A 16881-nucleotide genomic window follows, 5' to 3' on the forward strand; every position below is an offset into this window, starting at 1 on the left:
AGGGTGGACGAAGTCCATCGCGTAGCGACGCCGAAGGCGCCCTTGACTTTGGAGGGGCGGCCCCGTACGCAAGCGCCACCCCACCACCCGAACACCCCTCCCACCGACGCATCCGAACACCCCTCCCACCGACGCGCCCGATACGCCCGATGCGCCCGATTGATGCGCCTGATGCTTCCGATGCGCCTGATACCGATGCCCCTGATGCGCCCGATGCGCCTGCGCGCCCGAACACCCACCCGCCGACGCGCCCTGAACACCCCCTCCTACCGACGCGCCCGAACGCCCCTCCCACCGACGCGCGCGAACACCCCTCCCACCGACGCGCGCGAACACCACTCCCACCGACGCGCGCGAACACCCCTCCCACCGGCGCACCCGAATACCCTCCTGCCGACGCGCCCGAACAGCCTGAAGAGCATCCGAGCGCCCCTGAAAAAGAGCACCCGAACGCTCCTCTTGCAGGGCACCAGGATCATGCAGAGCGACCGCAACGCCTCCTAAGACCATTCGATCACCCCTGAAGACCACCCCGCGGCTCACCGGCATGAAGCCTGGCCCCCGCCCCTCTTCCTCTTGAGCGCCTGGGTTCTCCTGGTTGAGGGTTTGGTCGAGGGTGACGGGCGGGGCTAGCGTGCGGCGGGTGGATCTTTTCGAGAGCTCGTGGACGGCATTGCTCGCGGCGGTGGACGGTCTTTCCGACGAGGACTTCGAGCGGCCGTCGGGGTGTGCCGGGTGGCTCGTGCGGGACCTCGCGTGCCACCTGGTGATCGACGCGCAGGACGTCCTGATCACGCTGGTCACGCCCGCCGCGGCGGAGCCGACCGCGGACGCGGTGTCCTACTGGGACGTCGCCGATGAGCCGCCGACGGGCGACGATCCGCTCGACGCGCTGATTCCGCGGCTTGCCGCGGCGTACAGCGAGCCGCGGTGGCTGAAGTTCCATCTCGACGACGTCGGGTCCGCGGCGGGGCGGGCGGCGGGGCTGGCCGATCGGGCGGCGCGGGTGAGCACGCAGGACAAGGTGCTGACGGTCGCGGACTACCTGTCGGCGTACGTCCTGGAATGGACGCTGCATCACCTCGATCTCGTTGCGTACCTGCCGTCCGTTGCGGGGCCTCCGGCGGAGGCGCTCGCGGCGGCGCGGGCGTTGCTGGAGGGGATCGCCGGGGCGGCTTTCCCCGCATCGTTCTCCGACACGGACGCGCTGCTGGTCGGTACGGGACGGCGGGCGGCGTCGGGGGCGGAGAAGGACGCGCTGGGCGGGCTCGCCGCGAAGGTGCCGTTCATCCTCGGCTGAGCGGCCGCCCGCTCAGCGCGAGGTGGTGCGGGCCGGGCGAGCGCCTCGGCGTGCGGCCGCCGGTCATGACGTCGTCGGATCCGGTCGGCGGCGAGGGATCAGCGATCTTCGTGGCGGCCTGCTGTCGGGTTCCGCGGGCCGTGGGGTTTCTAGGCGGAGCGGGCGGCGAGCAGTGCGTCGGTGTTCTCCTCCGCCCAGCGGGACAGCGCGCCGATTGCGTCCGAGGTCGGTGGGGCGGTGCGCAGCTCGCGCCGCTCGACGAGGCCGTTGCCGGCGAGGCGGCGCAGGGTCCGGGCGAGCATCTTGTTGCTGATCCCGCCGATCTTCGCGCGGAGCTCGCCGTACCGGGCGGGGCCGGAGCCGAGGGCGGTGATCACGACGACGGACCAGGTGTCGGAGATCGGCGCGGGACAGTCGGCGAGGAACACGTCGTAGGCGACCACGTCCGGGAGGTTACGCCTTCCCGGCGGGGCGGCGGGCGCGGGCGAGGAGCGCGGCGGCGGGGCCGCTGAGGTCGGTGCCGGTCCGCCAGACGGCGCGCAGGGACCGTTCCACCGTCATGCCGGCGATCTCGATCTCGGTGAGGGTGCCGGCGGCGAGGTCGGCGGCCACGACGAGCTCGCTGATCAGGGCGGGCCCGGCGGCGGCGGCGACCGCGTTGCGGACGGCGATGCTCGACCCGAGTTCCAGCAGCGGCGGGACGGGCTGCAGGCCGTGCGCGGCGAACGCCTGCGCGGCGGCCTGCCGGGTGCCGGAGCCGGCCTCCCGGCTGATCAGCGGGGTGGCGGCGACCTCGGCCGGGTCGACGGGGCGGTGGCGCCGCGTCCAGCGGTGGTCGGGCGGCGCGACGAGGACGAGCCGGTCGCCCGCGACGGCGCGGGAGCGGAGCCCGGACGGCCGGCCGGGCGACTCGATGAAGCCGAGGTCGACCTCGCCGTGCCGGGCGAGGTCGCAGACCCGGGCGGAGTTGGTGACCTGGAGGCCGACGTGCAGGCCGGGGTCGGCGCGGCGGAGGTCGCCGAGCCAGCCGGGCAGCAGGTACTCGGCGACGGTGAGGCTGGCCGCGACGGACAGCTGCGCGGTGCGGGCGCGGTGGAGCGCGGCGGCGCCGTCGGTGAGGGCGGTGAGGTCGTCGAGGACACGGCGCGCCCAGCCGGTGACGAGGGCGCCGTCGGGGGTGAGGGCGGAGCCGCGGCGGGTGCGGTCGAGGAGGCGCAGCCCGAGCCGGCGCTCCAGCCGGGACAGCCGCTTGCTGGCCGAGGGCTGGCTGATGCCGAGTTCGGCGGCCGCGGCGGTGAGGCTGCCCTGGTCGGCGACGTGCACGAGCAGCTGGAGCGATTCCAGGTCCGGGGGTTGTGCCATGCCCTCAGGTTATGACGTGAGGCCGGATCGCCCGCTTCCGGCGCGGCCGGGGGTGCCGGAGGGTCGGTCGCATGAGCACAACGGCGGAGGCGGTGCGGCCGGAGCGGGTGCGCCCGTGGACGAGGCGGACGGGGCCGGGGGTCGCGGTGGCGGCGGCGGGCGCGGCGGCGGCGATGGTGATCAACGGGTGGGTGCCGGCGTTGAGCGCGCTGACGATGGCGGTGCTGCTCGGCGTGCTGGTCGGCGGGGCGCTGCCGGAGGCCACGGCGTACGGGCTGCGGTGGGCGACGCGGAGGTTCCTGCGGGCCGGGGTGGTGCTGCTGGGCCTGCAGCTCAGCGTCGGGGAGGTGCTGCGGCTCGGGCCGGGGATGCTGGCGGTGGTGGCGGTCACGGTCCTGGCGGGGTTCGCGGGGACGCTGGCGCTCGGCCGGCTGGTCGGGGTGCCGGCGGGGCCGGCGCTGATGGTGGCGACGGGGTTCTCGATCTGCGGCGCTTCGGCGATCGCGGCGATGGACAGCGTGGCGCGCAGCCGCAGGGAGGACGTCGCGACCGGCGTGACGCTCGTGACCATCTACGGCAGCGCGGCGATCGTGGCCGTCCCGTTCCTCGGGACGCACGTGTTCGGGCTGGACCGGGAGACGCTCGGGATGTGGGCGGGGCTGAGCGTCCACGAGGTCGCGCAGGTGGTGGCGGCGGCGTCGCCGGCGGGTGCGGCGGCGGTCGGGACGGCGGTGGTCGTGAAGCTGACCCGGGTGGTGCTGCTGGCGCCGATGGTCGCGGGAATGGGCGTGGTGGAGCGGCGCCGGGGCGTCCAGGCGGAGGGGAGGCGGCCGCCGATCGTGCCGCTGTTCGTCGTCGGGTTCCTGGTGCTTCTGGCGCTGCGCAGCGCCGGCGTGGTCCCGGGCCCGGTGCTGACGGGTGCGAAGGACGTCTCGACGGTGCTGCTGGCGGCGGCGATGTTCGGCCTCGGCTCGGCGGTGCGCGTCAGGGAGCTGGTGCGGACGGGACGGCGCGGGCTCGTCCTCGGCGCCCTGTCGACCCTGCTGGTAGGGACGGTCTCGCTCTCCGCGCTCACCCTCGTCCCGCGCTGACCGGGCGCCTCAGCGCATGACGGTGGTCAGCACGTCGGAGCCGAGCGACAGCAGGAGCTGCGCGTGCAGCCGGTGGTAGATCATGCGGCCTTCGCGGCGGGACGTGATGAGCCCGACCTCCCGCAGCCGGCGCAGGTGCCGGGACACCTGCGGCTCGGAGATGCCCGTCCGCTGCGCCAGCTCGGAGGTGGTGATGGGTTCGCCGAGCAGGTGCCGGCACATCTCGAACCGGCCCGGCTCGGAGATCGCGGCGAGCCGGTCGCGGATGAGGGACTGCCGGGCGGACGGGCGCTGCTCCCAGTCCCCGGCGATGAAGTGGACGACGAGCGGCAGCCGGTCGTCCCCGGTCTTGAGGATGAGGTGCGGCCAGCCGTGCAGGGTCGGGACGAGGAAGCAGCCGTGCTCGGCGACCTTGCCCGTCGCCGACTGGAGCTTGTCGTAGTGGACGCGGGCGGGCTGCTCGGTGACGGTGGCGGTCGGGCTGACCGAGGTCAGCACGGTCAGCGCGGACTCCTTGCGGAGCTGCTCGCGGACGGGCGCGGCGGTGTCCTTCAGCCGCGGCCCGATGCGGCGCCATTCGGCGTCGAAGAACGCGGCGGCGCAGCGTTCGAGGGTGTCGGCGAGGCGTTCCCGGAAGCCGTCCGGGTCCTCGACGAGGGCGCGGGCGAGCTCGCCGCGCGAGAACGAGCGGCGCTCGCTGGCCTTGACGAACGCGCGCCGCGCCGCCGGGTCGTCCAGCCGGTCCGCGCCCGGGAACGTCAGCCCGCGGATCGCGAACGCCGCGAGCCGGGTGAACTCGCCGGTGTCCAGACGAGCGAGCCCGTCCAGCTCGGCGGACAGTTCGCGGTCCAGCGGCCGGCGCATCGGCAGGAGCAGCCGGCAGCGGTAGCGGGCCCACAGCGGCGCGAACCGGTTCAGCTCCTGGACGAGCGGCTCCGGCAGCGCCTCCCGGGTGCGGGCGAGCCATGCCCGCGACTCGGGATGGTGCTCGGGCTCGGCGAGGGTGTGCAGGCACGCCATCAGCTCGGCCAGCGGCGACGTCCCCACCGCGAAGTGCGACGCCTGCGCCCCGTCCACGTCGAGCGTGACGACCATGGCCCGAATCCTAGCCGCGGCCGGGCCCGGCCCCGGACCCGTCGCCGAGGACGTGCACCGACAGCCACGACGGGTGCTGCGGCGACAGGTGCACCTCGTTGACGGCCACGACGCGCCGCCGCGCCGCCGCCTCCGGCCCGCCGGTGTTCGGGTTGACGTCGAAGCGCGGGAAGTTGCTCGACGACACGTCCAGCCGGATGCGGTGGCCCTCGGCGAACAGGTTCGCGGTGTCCGGCGCCGTCACGGTGATCTCGTAGACGGTGCCGGGCCGCATCGGCTCGGGGTCGGTGAACGAGTTCCGGTACCGGCAGCGCAGGATCCCGTCGGTGAGGTTCATCGCGTAGCCGTTGGGATAGTCGGCGTTCGGCGGGTGGACGTCGATGAGCCGGACGGTGAAGTCGGTGTCCGGCGCGCTCGACGCCACCGACAGCCGCACCCGGACCGGCCCGGCGATCGCGACGTCCTCCGCCAGCGGCTCGGTCTGGAAGACCAGCACGTCGGGGCGGGCCGCCAGCGGCAGGTGCGGCGGTTCGCAGCCGAAGGTGCCGTCGGTCGGGCACTGGTCGAACGCGCCGCCGTGCATGACGGGCTCGCCGGAGGTGATCTGCCCGCCGATCGTCGGGACGGGGTTCGCCGGGTCGAAGTCGTACTCGAGCCGGTCGTCGGCGCCGTCCTGCGGCGGGCTCGCGGTGAGGGACCCGTCCTGCCGCAGGTAGAGGCGGACGGCGGTCGCGTCCTGCGGCGGCCAGGTGGCGGCGGTGCGCCACCGCCCGCCGTGTTCGAGGCGCCCGTCCTCGTTGCGCCGGCCGCTGCCGCCGCCCATCAGGAAGTACTGGACGCGCGGGAAGTCCTCCTCCGCACCGCCATCACCGGACGCGTCGCCGAGGTGGCGGGCGAGCCAGCGGGCGCGGAACTCCCAGTAGTCGGGGGCGAGGTTACCGTCCAGGACGGCGCGGGGCCCGAAGTCGACGTCGCCGGAGTACCGGACGCTGCGGGCGCCGTGCGTCCACGGCCCGACGACCAGGTACGCGGGGCTGGACTTCGCCTCGGTCAGCGCGCGGAAGTTCTCCACGGCGGTCAGGACGTACGGGTCGTACCAGCTGACCATGTGCAGGCTCGGCACGTCCGGGAACCGGTCGTAGGAGCCGCGCCCGAACAGGCCGAGCCGCTGCCAGAACTCGCCGAACGCGCCGTGCTCCCACTGCTCGAGCAGGTACTCCTCGTACTCGGGGACGGCGCGCAGCGGGGACGCGCCGCGCCGCCACGGCATCGCGCGGAACCAGGCGGGCAGGTCCTGCGACTGCAGCGACGCCCGGACGACGGGGTCGCGGTGCGCGGCGGGGCTGTTCAGCGCGTGCCGGTACGCCCACGTCGCCTGCTTCAGCTCGAACGCGCCGCCCATCCGGATGCCCGCCTCGTACGCGCTGGCGAAGCCGCCGGAGTCGACGAACATCGCGGCGAGGTGGCGCGGCGACAGCGCGGCCAGCGCGGTCTGCACGTGCGCGGAGTACGACACGCCGGTGGTGGCGACGCGGCCGTCGCACCAGGGCTGCGCGCCGATCCACTCGACGGTGTCGTAGCCGTCCTCGGCCTCGCCGAGGTACTTGACGAACCGGCCCTCGGAGTCGCCCCTCCCCCGGCAGTCCTGGCGGACGACGTTGTACCCGTGCCCGACGAAGATCGCCGCGGACCGGTCCGGGAACACCGGCTCGCCGCGGCGGTCCAGGCCGTCGGACTCGCGCCGCGCCCGCCGCCCGTACGGGGTGCGTTCCAGCAGGACGGGCCGCGCCGCCGGCTCGCGGTCGGCGCTGTACAGGTCGGCCACCAGGACGGCGCCGTCGCGCATGGCGGTGCGCACGACGCGCCGCCACACCGACCCGCCGTCCGGCAGCGTGATCTCCTCCGCCTCCTCGGCGACGGCCCCCGATTCCATCACCGTCATGAAGAGGAGCCGCCCTGCCCGTTCCCGCCGTCCTGGGCGCCCGCGGCGGCCTGGCCGTTCCCGCCGGTCTGGGAGCCGAGCGCGGGCCAGATCTTCACCAGCTCCGGACGCGGCGCCTCGACGAACCACTTCTTGTAGATCTTCAGGAAGGTGCCGTCCTGGACCATCGCGCCGAGCTGCGCGTCGAAGGCCTGCTGGAACTTGGTGTTCTTCTTCTGCACGGCCATGGCGGTGGGGTGGTCGACGGGCGCCGACACCGCGGGCTTGAGGGTGCCGTACTTCTTCAGGTAGGCGTCGGCGTCCGGGCCGCCGACGACGAACGCGTCAAGGTTGCCCGACAGCAGCTGCGAGACCGCCGAGTTCTGGTTCTGGAACTGGACCTGCTTCGCGCCCGGCATCTTCGACTTCACGAACTCCTGCTGGACGGCGCCGGTGATGTCGCCGACCCGCTTTCCGGAGAAGTCGGTGAGCTTGGTGGCGGTGGAGTCCTTGCGGGTCAGGACGGTCGTGGTGCTCCAGTAGACGCCCTTGGTGAACGACACCTGCTTCTGCCGCTCCGCCGTGACGCCGAGCCCGCTCGCCGCCAGGTCGTACTGGCCGGACGACAGGCCCTGCAGCGCCGCCGGGACCGTGCTCGCCTTGTACTGCACCTTCAGCTTCAGCCGCTTGGCGACCTCGTCGGTGAGGTCGATGATGAAGCCCTGCGGCTTGCCGCCCTTGTCGGCGGTCGCGAACGGCGGCTGGTCGGTGGAGACCGCCGCGAGGACGGTGCCGGACTCCTCCAGCCCGTACTTGCCGTCCGTGCCGGAGCCGCCGCCGCAGCCGGCGAGCGTCAGGGCCGCCGCGGCGACCGCGCCGCCCGCCGCGAAGCGGACGCCGAAAGCCTTGTTCATCTGCTGTCCTGCCTTCTCGTGGGGGTGTCAGAGGACCTTGGAAAGGAACTCGCGGAACCGCGGGCTGGACGGGGCGTCGAGCACGGCGCGGGCCTCGCCCTCCTCGGCGATCAGCCCGTCGTCCATGAACATCACGCGGTCGGCGGCCTCGCGGGCGAACCCGATCTCGTGCGTGACGACGACCATCGTCATTCCGGTCCCGGCCAGCTCGCGCATCACCGCGAGGACGTCGCCGACCAGCTCCGGGTCGAGCGCGGAGGTCGCCTCGTCGAAGAGCATCACCTCGGGGCGCATCGCGAGGCTGCGGGCGATCGCGACGCGCTGCTGCTGCCCGCCGGACAGGTTCGCGGGCCGCTGCCGGGCCAGATGCCCGAGCCCGAGCCGCGCGAGCTGCGCGTGCCCGATCTCCTCGGCCTCCGCCCTGCCCGTCCCGCGGACGTGCCGCAGCGCGAGGGTGACGTTGTCCAGCACGTTCAGGTGCCCGAACAGGTTGAAGTGCTGGAAGACCATGCCGATCTTCGTGCGGGCGGCGTCCACGTCGACCTTGGGGTCGGTGAGGGCCGTCCCGTTCACGACCACGGTGCCGGACGTGGGGCTCTCCAGCAGGTTCAGGCACTTCAGCATCGTCGACTTGCCGGACCCGGACCGGCCGAGCACGCACAGCACCTCGCTCGGCGCCACGTCGAAGCTCACCCCGCGCAGGACCTCGGTGTCGCCGTAGGACTTGCGCAGGTCCCGGACGCTGATGGCCGTCTGCGCCTGCGTCGCCGTCGTCATGCCCGCTCCTTCACCGCGGCGCCCGCGGTCAGCTCGCCCGCGGCGCCCGCGGTACCGGTCCCGTCCTCCTGCGCGAGGGCCGCCGGCCGCCGCGCGCCGCGCCCGCCGCCCTCGCGCATCCGCCGGTCCAGCCAGTTGACGAGGTAGGTCAGCGGGATCGTGATCACGAGGTAGCAGAGCCCGGCCGCGACCAGCGCGGACGCGTTGTAGCTCGCGGCCTGCCGCTCCTGCGCGATGAAGTACAGCTCCCGCTGCCCGACGCCGAGGCCGAGCAGGTAGACCAGCGAGCTCTCCTTGATGTCGACGATGAACTGCCCGGCGAGGGCGGGCAGCACGTTCCGGATCCCCTGCGGGACCACGACCAGCCGCATCGTCTTCAGGTAGGTCATCCCGAGGCTGCGGCCCGCCTGCAGCTGCCCGGGCGGCACCGCCTGGATCCCGGACCGGAAGATCTCCGCGCAGTACGCCGCGGAGATCAGCCCGACCGCGATGACCGCGTAGCCGAGCGGGTTGCGGCCGAACGGCCGGACCCCCGCGGCGGGCAGCCCGAGCCCGATCAGGCTGACCGTCACGATCGCCGGCAGCCCGCGGAAGACGTCCACGTAGAGCCGGGCGGGCAGCCGCACCAGCCGCCGCCGCGACAGCAGCAGCACCGCCAGCAGCACGCCGGCGACCAGGCCGAACAGGATGGCCAGCACCGCGATCAGCAGCGTGTTGCGCAGCCCCTCGGTCAGCAGCGTCGGCAGGGCGCCGCGGATCTCCGACCAGTCGAAGAACGTATGCAGGAAGTCGCTCACACTCGCTCCGATCTCTCGGCGTCCACCGGCGGCCCGGCGCACCGGCCGGCCGTCCGGCGGCCCTCGGCCGACCCCGCGTCCGCCTCGGACGGGCGTCGCCGGTGCGCTCACATTAGGGGCAGGGTAGGCGACTGAACAGGATCGTTGCGCCAACGCGTTAATCATTGGCCGCACCCTCATATCGGTGCGCGGCGGCGGTCAGCCCCGCGCGCCGCCGAACTCGGCCGCGTGGTCGGCGGCCCACCTCGCGAAGGTTCCGGCGGGCCGGCCGGTCAGGCGCTCGACATGATCGGTGGTCCGGCTCGACGCCGGGCGGTGCAGCGAGGCGGCGACCAGCGCCTCCACCAGCCGCTCGGGACGTCCGTCCGCGAGCATCCGTGACCGCGCGAGGTCGGCGGCGACCGCCCGGAAGCGCAGCCGGCGCCCGAGCGCGGTGCCGAGGAGGGCGACCTGGTCGGCGCGGGTCAGTATCTCGGGCCCCGTGAGCAGGTACGGTCCGTGCCCGAGCCGGCCGCGGTGTCCGAGCAGGACGGCCACCGCCGCATCGGCGACATCGCGCTCGTCGACGACGGCCGTGCGCGCGATGTCCGGGCCCGACACCACGTCGCCCGCCCGCAGCTGAGGTGCCCAGCCACGGGCGTTGGACGCCAGCGTGTCGCTGCGCAGCACCAGGGGGCGCAGACCGGCATCGCCGAGCAGGGCTTCCATGTCCGCGTGCACCTGGACGATGGGATCACTCTGGCGGACGGCCTCGTCGTCGATGGCCGTCGAGGACAGGTAGACGACGCGGGGTGCCGCCGCGGCGAGTTCCGCGACCAGGGCCCGGGCAGGGGCGGAGTCGAGCAGCGGCCAGATCAGGAACACGGCGTCGACGCCCCGGAGAGCCGCGCGCATGGCGGCAGGGGCGGTGAGGTCGCCGACCACCCGTTCGGCTCCGGGCCGCCCGCTGCGCTGACCGCGCTGATCGCCCAGGCCGCGCACGAGGCGTTTCACGCGCGCGCCGTGTGCGGAGAGACGGCCGGCGACCTCACGGCCGAGGTTGCCGGTCGCACCGGTGACCAGGATCGTCGGACGGTGAGGGGAGCCCGTGGGGCCGGAGTTGTCAGGCATGATCGGGACGCTAGAGGTTCAGGTCGACATGAAGGCAAGGCGCGTGTGGTGAAGACGATCGGAGCGGTGGCCGCGGAACTCGGCATCGAGGCCCACGTGCTGCGGCACTGGGAGGACGTCGGGGCGCTCACCGTGCGCCGCGACCGCAACGGCTACCGCGTCTACGACGACGAGGCCGTGGAGCAGGCGCGCACGGTCCTCAAACTGCGGCGCGTCGGGCTGTCGCTGCCTGAGGTCATCGCGGCGATGGCGCCGGAGAAGTCGGCGGCGCAGGCGGTCGTGCAGGCGAAGATCGCCGATCTCGAAGGCGAGGTCGCCCGGAGACTGCAGGCGATCACCTTCCTGCGGCACACCGCCGAGTGCCGGCATCGGTATCTCGACGACTGCCCGGACTGCGCGGCCTTCGTCCGCGGAGCCTGACCGGGGGCCGCTAGTCGTCGATGGCGGCGTAGGCGGTGGTCCAGAAGTCCTGGAAGTGGTGCGGCGGCTGCGGGGAGGTCATGGCGCGCTGGGTGAAGACGGCGCCGATCATGTCCTCGCCGGGGTCGGCGTAGGCGGACGTGCCGCGCCCGCCCGTCCAGCCGAACCGGCCGGGGCGGACGAACAGGTCCTCGCGGCGGCCGTCGACGGCGAGGCCGAAGCCCCAGCCGCCCGAGCCGAGGAAGAGCCCGTTGCCCGCCTTCTGCTCCGGCGTCAGCCGGTCGGTGGTCATCAGCTCGACGGACGGCCGCGACAGCAGCCGCCCGCCCGGGCCAGGCGGAGCCGGCACTCCTCGACCAGGATCATCGCGGCGGCGGCGGTGACCGCCTTGGTGAGCGACGCGATCCGGAAGAGGGTGTCGCGCCGCATCGGGGCGCCCCCGCCCGCCTCGAGGGTGCCCGCCTCGATCACGTGCGTGTGGCCGCGCCGGTGGACGAGCGCGACCAGCCCGGGCAGCTCGCCGCGGTCGACGAAACCGGTCATCACCCGGCGCATCCGGTCCAGCCCCGGCGCGGAGAACCCGCCGTTGTCGCTCATCGTCGCTCCTCGCGTCGGCTCTTGCAGGTAGGTCGGCTCTTGCGGGTATGACCGTCCGGCGGCCCGGAACTCATCGCCGCCGCGCCGGATTCGGGCGGCGGGTTCAGCCGACGGGTTCGAGGGGCGGGCGGGTGTCGAACTGGGTCTCGTACAGGTCGGCGTAGCGGCCGCCCGCGGCGAGCAGCTCGTCGTGAGTGCCGCGCTCGACGATCCGGCCCTCCTCGACGACCAGGATCAGGTCGGCGGCGCGGACGGTGGACAGCCGGTGCGCGATCACCACGGCGGTGCGCCCGTCGAGCGCCTCGGCGAGGGCCTCCTGGACGGCGGCCTCGGACGTGGAGTCCAGGTGCGCGGTCGCCTCGTCGAGGATGACGACGCGCTGGCGGGCCAGCAGCAGCCGCGCGATGGTGAGCCGCTGCCGCTCGCCGCCCGACAGCCGGTAGCCGCGCTCGCCGACGATCGTGTCGAGGCCGTCCGGCAGGCCCTCGATCAGCGCGTCGAGGCGGGCGCGGCGCAGCACGTCCCACAGCTCGTCCTCGGTGGCCTCGGGGCGGGCGAGCAGCAGGTTGTCGCGGATCGACTCGTGGAACAGGTGCCCGTCCTGGGTGACCATGCCGAGCGTCGCGCGGATCGAGGCGAACGACAGGTCGCGGACGTCGACGCCGCCGAGCCGGACGGTGCCGGAGTCGGCGTCGTACAGGCGCGGCAGCAGCTGCGCGATCGTGGACTTGCCGGCGCCGGACGAGCCGACGAGCGCGACCATCTGCCCGGGCTCGGCGCGGAACGACACCTCGTGCAGGACGTCGACGCCGCCGCGGGTGTCGAGCGTCGCGACCTCCTCCAGCGAGGCGAGGGAGACCTTGTCGGCGGCCGGGTAGGCGAAGGTGACGCCGTCGAACTCGACCGCGACGGGACCGTCCGGGACGGCCCGCGGCTCGGGCTTCTCGGCGACGAGCGGGCGCAGGTCGAGCACCTCGAAGACGCGCTCGAAGCTGACCAGCGCGCTCATCACCTCGACGCGGGCGCTGGCGAGCGCGGTCAGCGGCGCGTACAGCCGGGTGAGCAGCAGCGCGAGGGCGACGACGGCGCCGGCGTCGAGGTGGCCGCGCAGCGACAGCCAGCCGCCGAGGCCGTAGACGAGGGCGAGGGCCAGCGCGGACACCATGGTCAGCGCGGTGATGAACACGTGCTGCACCATCGCGGTGCGGACGCCGATGTCGCGGACGCGGCGGGCGCGCGCGGCGAATTCGGCGGACTCGCGGTCGGGCCGGCCGAACAGCTTGACCAGGGTGGCGCCGGGCGCGGAGAACCGCTCGGTCATCTGGGTGCTCATCGCGGCGTCGTGCCGGGCGGCCTCGCGCTCCAGCCCGGCGAGGCGGGTGCCCATCCGGCGGGCGGGCAGCACGAAGACCGGCAGGAGCAGCAGCGCGAGCAGCGTGACCTGCCAGGAGATGCCGACCATGACGGCGAACGTCAGCAGCAGCGTCACCAGGTTGCTGACCACGCCGGACAGCGTGTCGCTGAACGCGCGCTGCGCGCCGATCACGTCGTTGTTGAGCCGGCTGACGAGCGCGCCGGTGCGGGTGCGGGTGAAGAACGCGACCGGCATCCGCTGGACGTGGTCGAAGACGGCGGTCCGCAGGTCGAGGATGAGGCCCTCGCCGATGCGGGCCGACAGCCACCGGTTGGCGAGGCCGAGCCCGCCCTCGGCGACCGCCAGGCCCGCGATCAGCACGGCCAGCCCGACCACGGTGGACGTCGCGGACCGGTCGACGATCGCGTTCACCACCCGTCCGGCGAGCACGGGGGTCGCCACGGCGAGCACCGCCATCACCACGCTGAGCAGCAGGAACGCGTACAGGGGCCGGCGGTGGGGGCGGGCGAAGGCGGCGATCCGGCGCAGCGTCGCCTTCGAGAACGGCCGGCGGTCGTCCTGGGCGTTCATGGCGTGGTGCAGCGACATCCACGCGGTGACTTCCATGTCCATGTCGGGCGGTCCTCAGTCGTCGTCGGCTCGGGAGCCCCATCCTGAAACCTCAACATTCATTGAGGTCAAGTCGTCGGCGGGGCCATCGTCGCGCGCGGGTACGACAATCCGGCGTCGGTCACCGATAATCCGAGTGATCGACGGCGGAGGGGAGCACCGTGGGGACCGGCAGCGGGATCGACGTCGAGAAGGCCCGGGCGGACACGCCCGGCTGCGCGCGGGTGGCGCACCTGAACAACGCCGGCGCCGCGCTGCCGCCCGCGCCGGTCATCGAGGCGGTCGCGGAGCACTTCGCGCTGGAGACGACGATCGGCGGCTACGAGGCGGCGGAGCTGAGGGCCGACGCCGTCGAGCACTTCTACGGCGCGGTCGCAGGGCTGATCGGCGCGCGCGCGGACGAGATCGCCTACGTCGAGAACGCGACGCGGGCCTGGGACATGGCCTTCTACGCGATCCCGTTCGCCGAGGGCGACCGCATCCTCACCACCACCAGCGAGTACTCCAGCAACGCGATCGCCTACCAGCAGGTCGCCGCCGCCAAGGGCGCGCGTGTCGAGGTGATCCCCGACGACGCGCACGGCACGCTGGCCCTGGACGCGCTCGAAGCGGAACTGGCCAAGGGCGCCGTGCGGCTCGTCTCGCTCAACCACATCCCGACCTGCAACGGGCTCGTCAACCCGGCCGCGGAGGTCGGGCGGCTGTGCCGCGAGCACGGCGTCCTCTACCTGCTGGACGCCTGCCAGTCCGTCGGGCACCTCGCCCTGGACGTCACCTTGATCGGCTGCGACATGCTGTCCGCCACGGGCCGCAAGTACCTGCGCGGGCCGCGCGGCACCGGCTTCCTGTACGTCCGGCGGGAGATCGCCCGGACGCTGGAACCGCCGTTCCTGGACCTGACCGCCGCCGAGTGGAAGGCGCCGGACGGCTACGAGATCCGTGGCGACGCGCGCCGCTTCGAGACCTGGGAGCGGTACGTCGCCGGGCAGATCGGGCTCGCCGCCGCCGCCGACTACGCCTCCGCGCTCGGCATCACCGCGATCGAGGAGCGCGTCACCTCGCTCGCCGCATCGCTGCGGCGGATGCTGGCCGGCCGGCCCGGGCTGACCGTCCTCGACCGCGGCGAGCACCCGTCCGGCATCGTCACCTTCACCGTGGACGGCCACGCGGCCGGCGCGGTCAAGGCGGCGGCACGGGCCCGCGACGTCAACGTCAGCGTGGCGCAGCCGCGTGCCCACGGGTACGACCCGCACGGCCTCGACGCCGCCGTGCGGGCCTCCGTGCACTACTACAACACCGAAGAGGACCTGGAGCGCCTGCTCGCGGCCCTCCCCTAGCAGCCCCGCCCGTCAGGTGTTGGGCCGGGCGGCGCTGATGTCGGCGAGCGCCGACGCGGAGTCCTTCTCCATCGCGAGGTCGCCGATGGAGACGATCCCGACGGGACGCCCGTCCTCCAGGACGGGCAGCCGCCGCACGGACCGCTCCCGCATGATCTGCGCGGCCTTGTCGAGCGAGTCGTCCGGCCCGATCGTCGCGGTGACGCTGCTGGCCAGACCGCCGATCGCGGCCCGCGCCGGGTCGCCGCCCGCGGCGAGCCCGCGCACCACCAGGTCGCGGTCGGTGACCACGCCCAGCAGCTCGTCGCCATCGGCGACGAGCACCGTGCCGATGTCCTCGTCGCGCATCGCCCGCGCCACCGTGACCAGGTCGAGCTCCGGGGACACCGACGTCGGCGAGCCGGTCATGACGTCGCGGATCTTCGTGGCCATTGCACACACCCCTCGTGGTCGTCCTGCCGGGAGTTGCGGCCCTACCCGGCAGGACGGCCCCCACTCATCGGGCCCCGCTGGGCCGGGCGCTACCTCCGGAACGGCGCGAACACCGTCCGGGCCCCCGACGGCGCCCACACCAGCCGGTTCGGATCGCCCGGCGCCGGACGCACCGGCACCGTCGTGTAGCCGACCCGTCCGGGGTCCAGGTCGCGCAGGCTCCGGGCGAGCGACTCCATCGCCTTCAGGTCCAGCGCCGGGGACGTCCGCAACGACCTGGCCGCCGCCGCCAGGAACCGCGCGAACCGCATCGGACTCTTGAGCTGAACGGCGTGCGCCTCGTCCAGCAGCGCCTTCATGAGCGCCTGCTGCCGCCGGACCCGCGCCAGATCCGACCCGTCGTCCCAGCCGCGGCGCGCCCGCACGTACGCCAGCGCCTCCGCCCCGCTCAGGCGCTGCCGCCCCGGCCGCACCAGCACCCGCCCCCGCGCGTCGGTGACCGCCTTCGGCAGCGTGAACGCCACCCCGCCGAGCGCGTCCACCATCGCCTTGAACCCGGAGAACTCGATCACGATCGTGCTGTCGATCGGGACGGACGCCGCCGACTCGACCGCCTTGCGCACGCACGCGGCCCCGCCGTCGGTGAAGACCGCGCCGATCACCGCGCGGCGCGGCGGAAGCGCCCGCCCGCCGGGCCCCTCGCAGGCCGGGACGCTCATCATCGAGTCCCGGGGGATGCTCACCACCGTCCCCGTCTTCCGGTCGGCGGGCAGGTGCACCATCAGCACCGTGTCCGCCCGCGCCGGGCCACCCGCACGCCGGTCGGACCCCAGCACGAGGATGTTCATCGCCTTCGCCCCGGCACCGGGCGTGCTCGACGCGACGGGCCGCGCCCCGCGCCCGTGCAGCACCAGCGCAGGCACCAGGATCGCCGCGGCGGTCACCGCCGCCACCACGCCGAGCACCGTCCAGCGCCCGCCGGGCAGTCGGAGCCCGCGGCGGCCCCGCGCCGCGTCCAGCAGCCGCCCGCGCTGCCGCGCGAGCGTCGCAGGCGGCTCGTCGCCCAGCTCGCGCCCGAGGTCGCGGAGCAGTTCCAAGTCGTCCACGGTCACTCCTCCTCGTCCATCGGGTTGGTGTCGCCGAGCGCCGCGCGCACCTTGCGCCGCGCCCGGTTCAGGCGGGACCGGACCGTGCCGACCGGTATCCCGAGGGCCCGCGCCACCTCCTCGTACGCCAAGTCACCCCACGCCACGAGCAGCAGGACGTCGAGGTCCCGGCGCGGCAGCCCGGCCAGCGCCTCGGCGAGCGCGGGACGCGACGCCCACGCCGTCACCCCGGCCGCGACCCGCTCCGCGGGGCCCTCGGCCGGGCCGTCCACGGGGCTGCGCCGCAGCGCCCGGTACCGCGCGGCCTCCGTCCGGTGGTGCCGCGCGACGAGCTTCGTCGCGATCCCGAACAGCCACGGCCGCGCGTCCCGCTGCGTCAGGTCGTAGCGGTGCCGCTTGCTGAAGGCGACGAGGAACGTCTCACCGACGACGTCCTCGGCGCCGTCCGGCCCCAGCCGGCGCGACACGTACCGGTAGAGCATCGCGGAGTAACGGTCGAACAACGCTGCGAACGCCTCGGGCTCGTCCAACGACCGCCCGATCAAATCGGCATCGCAGTCCGGAACCGTGGAGGGTGCGGTCATCGCGGACACCATGGCATGCGGACCGGCCTTCTGGTGGGGGACAGTGTCAGCGGT

The 16881-nt window shown here is 74.0% G+C and carries 18 protein-coding genes; 4 read left to right on the plus strand and 14 right to left on the minus strand.

The window, feature by feature from the left end; genetic code table 11:
* Positions 1-643 precede the first annotated feature (643 nt).
* On the plus strand, positions 644-1300 hold the full coding sequence (locus F8568_RS00005) for a maleylpyruvate isomerase N-terminal domain-containing protein (RefSeq protein ID WP_151589865.1): 657 nt from the start codon (positions 644-646) through the stop codon (positions 1298-1300).
* A 149-nt stretch (positions 1301-1449) separates the two neighbouring features.
* Here the strand turns inward: F8568_RS00005 and F8568_RS00010 are convergent, their stop codons facing one another.
* Together F8568_RS00010 and F8568_RS00015 are read right to left on the minus strand one after the other, a co-directional pair.
* Positions 1450-1743, minus strand: coding sequence for a winged helix-turn-helix transcriptional regulator (locus F8568_RS00010; protein WP_151589867.1), 294 nt, complete (start codon positions 1741-1743; stop codon positions 1450-1452).
* Positions 1744-1753: 10 nt separating this feature from the next.
* Complete coding sequence (locus F8568_RS00015) at positions 1754-2662, minus strand: LysR substrate-binding domain-containing protein (RefSeq protein ID WP_151589869.1); 909 nt, start codon at positions 2660-2662, stop codon at positions 1754-1756.
* A gap of 71 nt (positions 2663-2733) precedes the next feature.
* Between F8568_RS00015 and F8568_RS00020 the strand changes: the two genes are divergently transcribed.
* Positions 2734-3753 carry a YeiH family protein gene (locus tag F8568_RS00020; protein ID WP_151589871.1) on the plus strand — a complete coding sequence of 340 codons (1020 nt, stop codon included), beginning with the start codon at positions 2734-2736 and terminating at the stop codon, positions 3751-3753.
* Positions 3754-3762: 9 nt separating this feature from the next.
* On the opposite strand, the gene F8568_RS00025 is transcribed toward F8568_RS00020, so the two are convergent.
* The 6 genes from F8568_RS00025 to F8568_RS00050 all read right to left on the minus strand — a co-directional run bounded on the left by F8568_RS00025 (position 3763) and on the right by F8568_RS00050 (position 10367).
* Positions 3763-4848: a DUF5937 family protein gene (locus F8568_RS00025; protein ID WP_151589873.1), complete on the minus strand. Its 1086-nt coding sequence runs from the start codon at positions 4846-4848 to the stop codon at positions 3763-3765.
* 10 nt (positions 4849-4858) lie between these two features.
* Positions 4859-6790, minus strand: a complete 1932-nt coding sequence (locus F8568_RS00030; protein WP_202124329.1) for a CocE/NonD family hydrolase — start codon at positions 6788-6790, stop codon at positions 4859-4861.
* Entirely contained in the window at positions 6787-7683 is an 897-nt protein-coding gene (locus F8568_RS00035; RefSeq protein WP_151589875.1) for a substrate-binding periplasmic protein, read from the minus strand. The genes F8568_RS00030 and F8568_RS00035 overlap by 4 nt, the downstream gene beginning before the upstream one ends.
* A 27-nt stretch (positions 7684-7710) precedes the next feature.
* Positions 7711-8460, minus strand: coding sequence for an amino acid ABC transporter ATP-binding protein (locus F8568_RS00040; protein WP_151589877.1), 750 nt, complete (start codon positions 8458-8460; stop codon positions 7711-7713).
* Positions 8457-9257: an amino acid ABC transporter permease gene (locus F8568_RS00045; RefSeq protein ID WP_328600647.1), complete on the minus strand. Its 801-nt coding sequence runs from the start codon at positions 9255-9257 to the stop codon at positions 8457-8459. Before F8568_RS00045 ends, F8568_RS00040 begins: the two co-directional genes overlap by 4 nt.
* A 198-nt stretch (positions 9258-9455) precedes the next feature.
* Positions 9456-10367 carry an NmrA family NAD(P)-binding protein gene (locus F8568_RS00050; protein ID WP_151589881.1) on the minus strand — a complete coding sequence of 304 codons (912 nt, stop codon included), beginning with the start codon at positions 10365-10367 and terminating at the stop codon, positions 9456-9458.
* A 48-nt stretch (positions 10368-10415) separates the two neighbouring features.
* Here F8568_RS00050 and F8568_RS49285 point away from each other — a divergent pair, with 48 nt between their 5' ends.
* The gene (locus tag F8568_RS49285) at positions 10416-10787 is read left to right on the plus strand and encodes a MerR family transcriptional regulator (protein ID WP_202124330.1); all 372 of its coding nucleotides are present in this window, start codon (positions 10416-10418) and stop codon (positions 10785-10787) included.
* 10 nt (positions 10788-10797) lie between these two features.
* On the opposite strand, the gene F8568_RS47540 is transcribed toward F8568_RS49285, so the two are convergent.
* The 3 genes from F8568_RS47540 to F8568_RS00065 all read right to left on the minus strand — a co-directional run bounded on the left by F8568_RS47540 (position 10798) and on the right by F8568_RS00065 (position 13371).
* Positions 10798-11136: a beta-lactamase family protein gene (locus F8568_RS47540; RefSeq protein ID WP_236008215.1), complete on the minus strand. Its 339-nt coding sequence runs from the start codon at positions 11134-11136 to the stop codon at positions 10798-10800.
* Positions 11079-11384, minus strand: coding sequence for a serine hydrolase (locus F8568_RS47545; protein WP_236008217.1), 306 nt, complete (start codon positions 11382-11384; stop codon positions 11079-11081). The genes F8568_RS47540 and F8568_RS47545 overlap by 58 nt, the downstream gene beginning before the upstream one ends.
* A gap of 103 nt (positions 11385-11487) precedes the next feature.
* On the minus strand, positions 11488-13371 hold the full coding sequence (locus tag F8568_RS00065; RefSeq protein WP_151589883.1) for an ABC transporter ATP-binding protein: 1884 nt from the start codon (positions 13369-13371) through the stop codon (positions 11488-11490).
* Positions 13372-13529: 158 nt separating this feature from the next.
* Here F8568_RS00065 and F8568_RS00070 point away from each other — a divergent pair, with 158 nt between their 5' ends.
* A complete protein-coding gene (locus F8568_RS00070; RefSeq protein ID WP_328600648.1) occupies positions 13530-14705 on the plus strand; it encodes an aminotransferase class V-fold PLP-dependent enzyme in 1176 nt (391 codons plus the stop codon).
* A 12-nt stretch (positions 14706-14717) separates the two neighbouring features.
* Here F8568_RS00070 and F8568_RS00075 read toward each other — a convergent pair whose 3' ends face one another.
* The 3 genes from F8568_RS00075 to F8568_RS00085 form a co-directional block, all read right to left on the minus strand.
* On the minus strand, positions 14718-15137 hold the full coding sequence (locus F8568_RS00075; protein WP_151589885.1) for a CBS domain-containing protein: 420 nt from the start codon (positions 15135-15137) through the stop codon (positions 14718-14720).
* An 89-nt stretch (positions 15138-15226) separates the two neighbouring features.
* Positions 15227-16243, minus strand: a complete 1017-nt coding sequence (locus F8568_RS00080) for an LCP family protein (protein ID WP_151589887.1) — start codon at positions 16241-16243, stop codon at positions 15227-15229.
* Positions 16244-16245: 2 nt separating this feature from the next.
* The gene (locus F8568_RS00085; protein ID WP_151589889.1) at positions 16246-16827 is read right to left on the minus strand and encodes an RNA polymerase sigma factor; all 582 of its coding nucleotides are present in this window, start codon (positions 16825-16827) and stop codon (positions 16246-16248) included.
* Between the last annotated feature and the right edge of the window lie 54 nt (positions 16828-16881).

Origin of the sequence: Actinomadura physcomitrii (assembly GCF_008923205.2) — a bacterium.
GTDB classification, from domain to species: domain Bacteria; phylum Actinomycetota; class Actinomycetes; order Streptosporangiales; family Streptosporangiaceae; genus Spirillospora; species Spirillospora physcomitrii.

Coding starts and splice junctions, on each gene's coding strand:
- F8568_RS00015 (WP_151589869.1), bottom strand. CDS start 2,662: ATGGCACAACCCCCGGACCTGGAATCGCTCCAGCTGCTCGTGCACGTC.
- F8568_RS00020 (WP_151589871.1), top strand. CDS start 2,734: ATGAGCACAACGGCGGAGGCGGTGCGGCCGGAGCGGGTGCGCCCGTGG.
- F8568_RS00025 (WP_151589873.1), bottom strand. CDS start 4,848: ATGGTCGTCACGCTCGACGTGGACGGGGCGCAGGCGTCGCACTTCGCG.
- F8568_RS00030 (WP_202124329.1), bottom strand. CDS start 6,790: ATGACGGTGATGGAATCGGGGGCCGTCGCCGAGGAGGCGGAGGAGATC.
- F8568_RS00035 (WP_151589875.1), bottom strand. CDS start 7,683: ATGAACAAGGCTTTCGGCGTCCGCTTCGCGGCGGGCGGCGCGGTCGCC.
- F8568_RS00040 (WP_151589877.1), bottom strand. CDS start 8,460: ATGACGACGGCGACGCAGGCGCAGACGGCCATCAGCGTCCGGGACCTG.
- F8568_RS00050 (WP_151589881.1), bottom strand. CDS start 10,367: ATGCCTGACAACTCCGGCCCCACGGGCTCCCCTCACCGTCCGACGATC.
- F8568_RS47545 (WP_236008217.1), bottom strand. CDS start 11,384: ATGAGCGACAACGGCGGGTTCTCCGCGCCGGGGCTGGACCGGATGCGC.
- F8568_RS00065 (WP_151589883.1), bottom strand. CDS start 13,371: ATGGACATGGAAGTCACCGCGTGGATGTCGCTGCACCACGCCATGAAC.
- F8568_RS00075 (WP_151589885.1), bottom strand. CDS start 15,137: ATGGCCACGAAGATCCGCGACGTCATGACCGGCTCGCCGACGTCGGTG.
- F8568_RS00085 (WP_151589889.1), bottom strand. CDS start 16,827: ATGACCGCACCCTCCACGGTTCCGGACTGCGATGCCGATTTGATCGGG.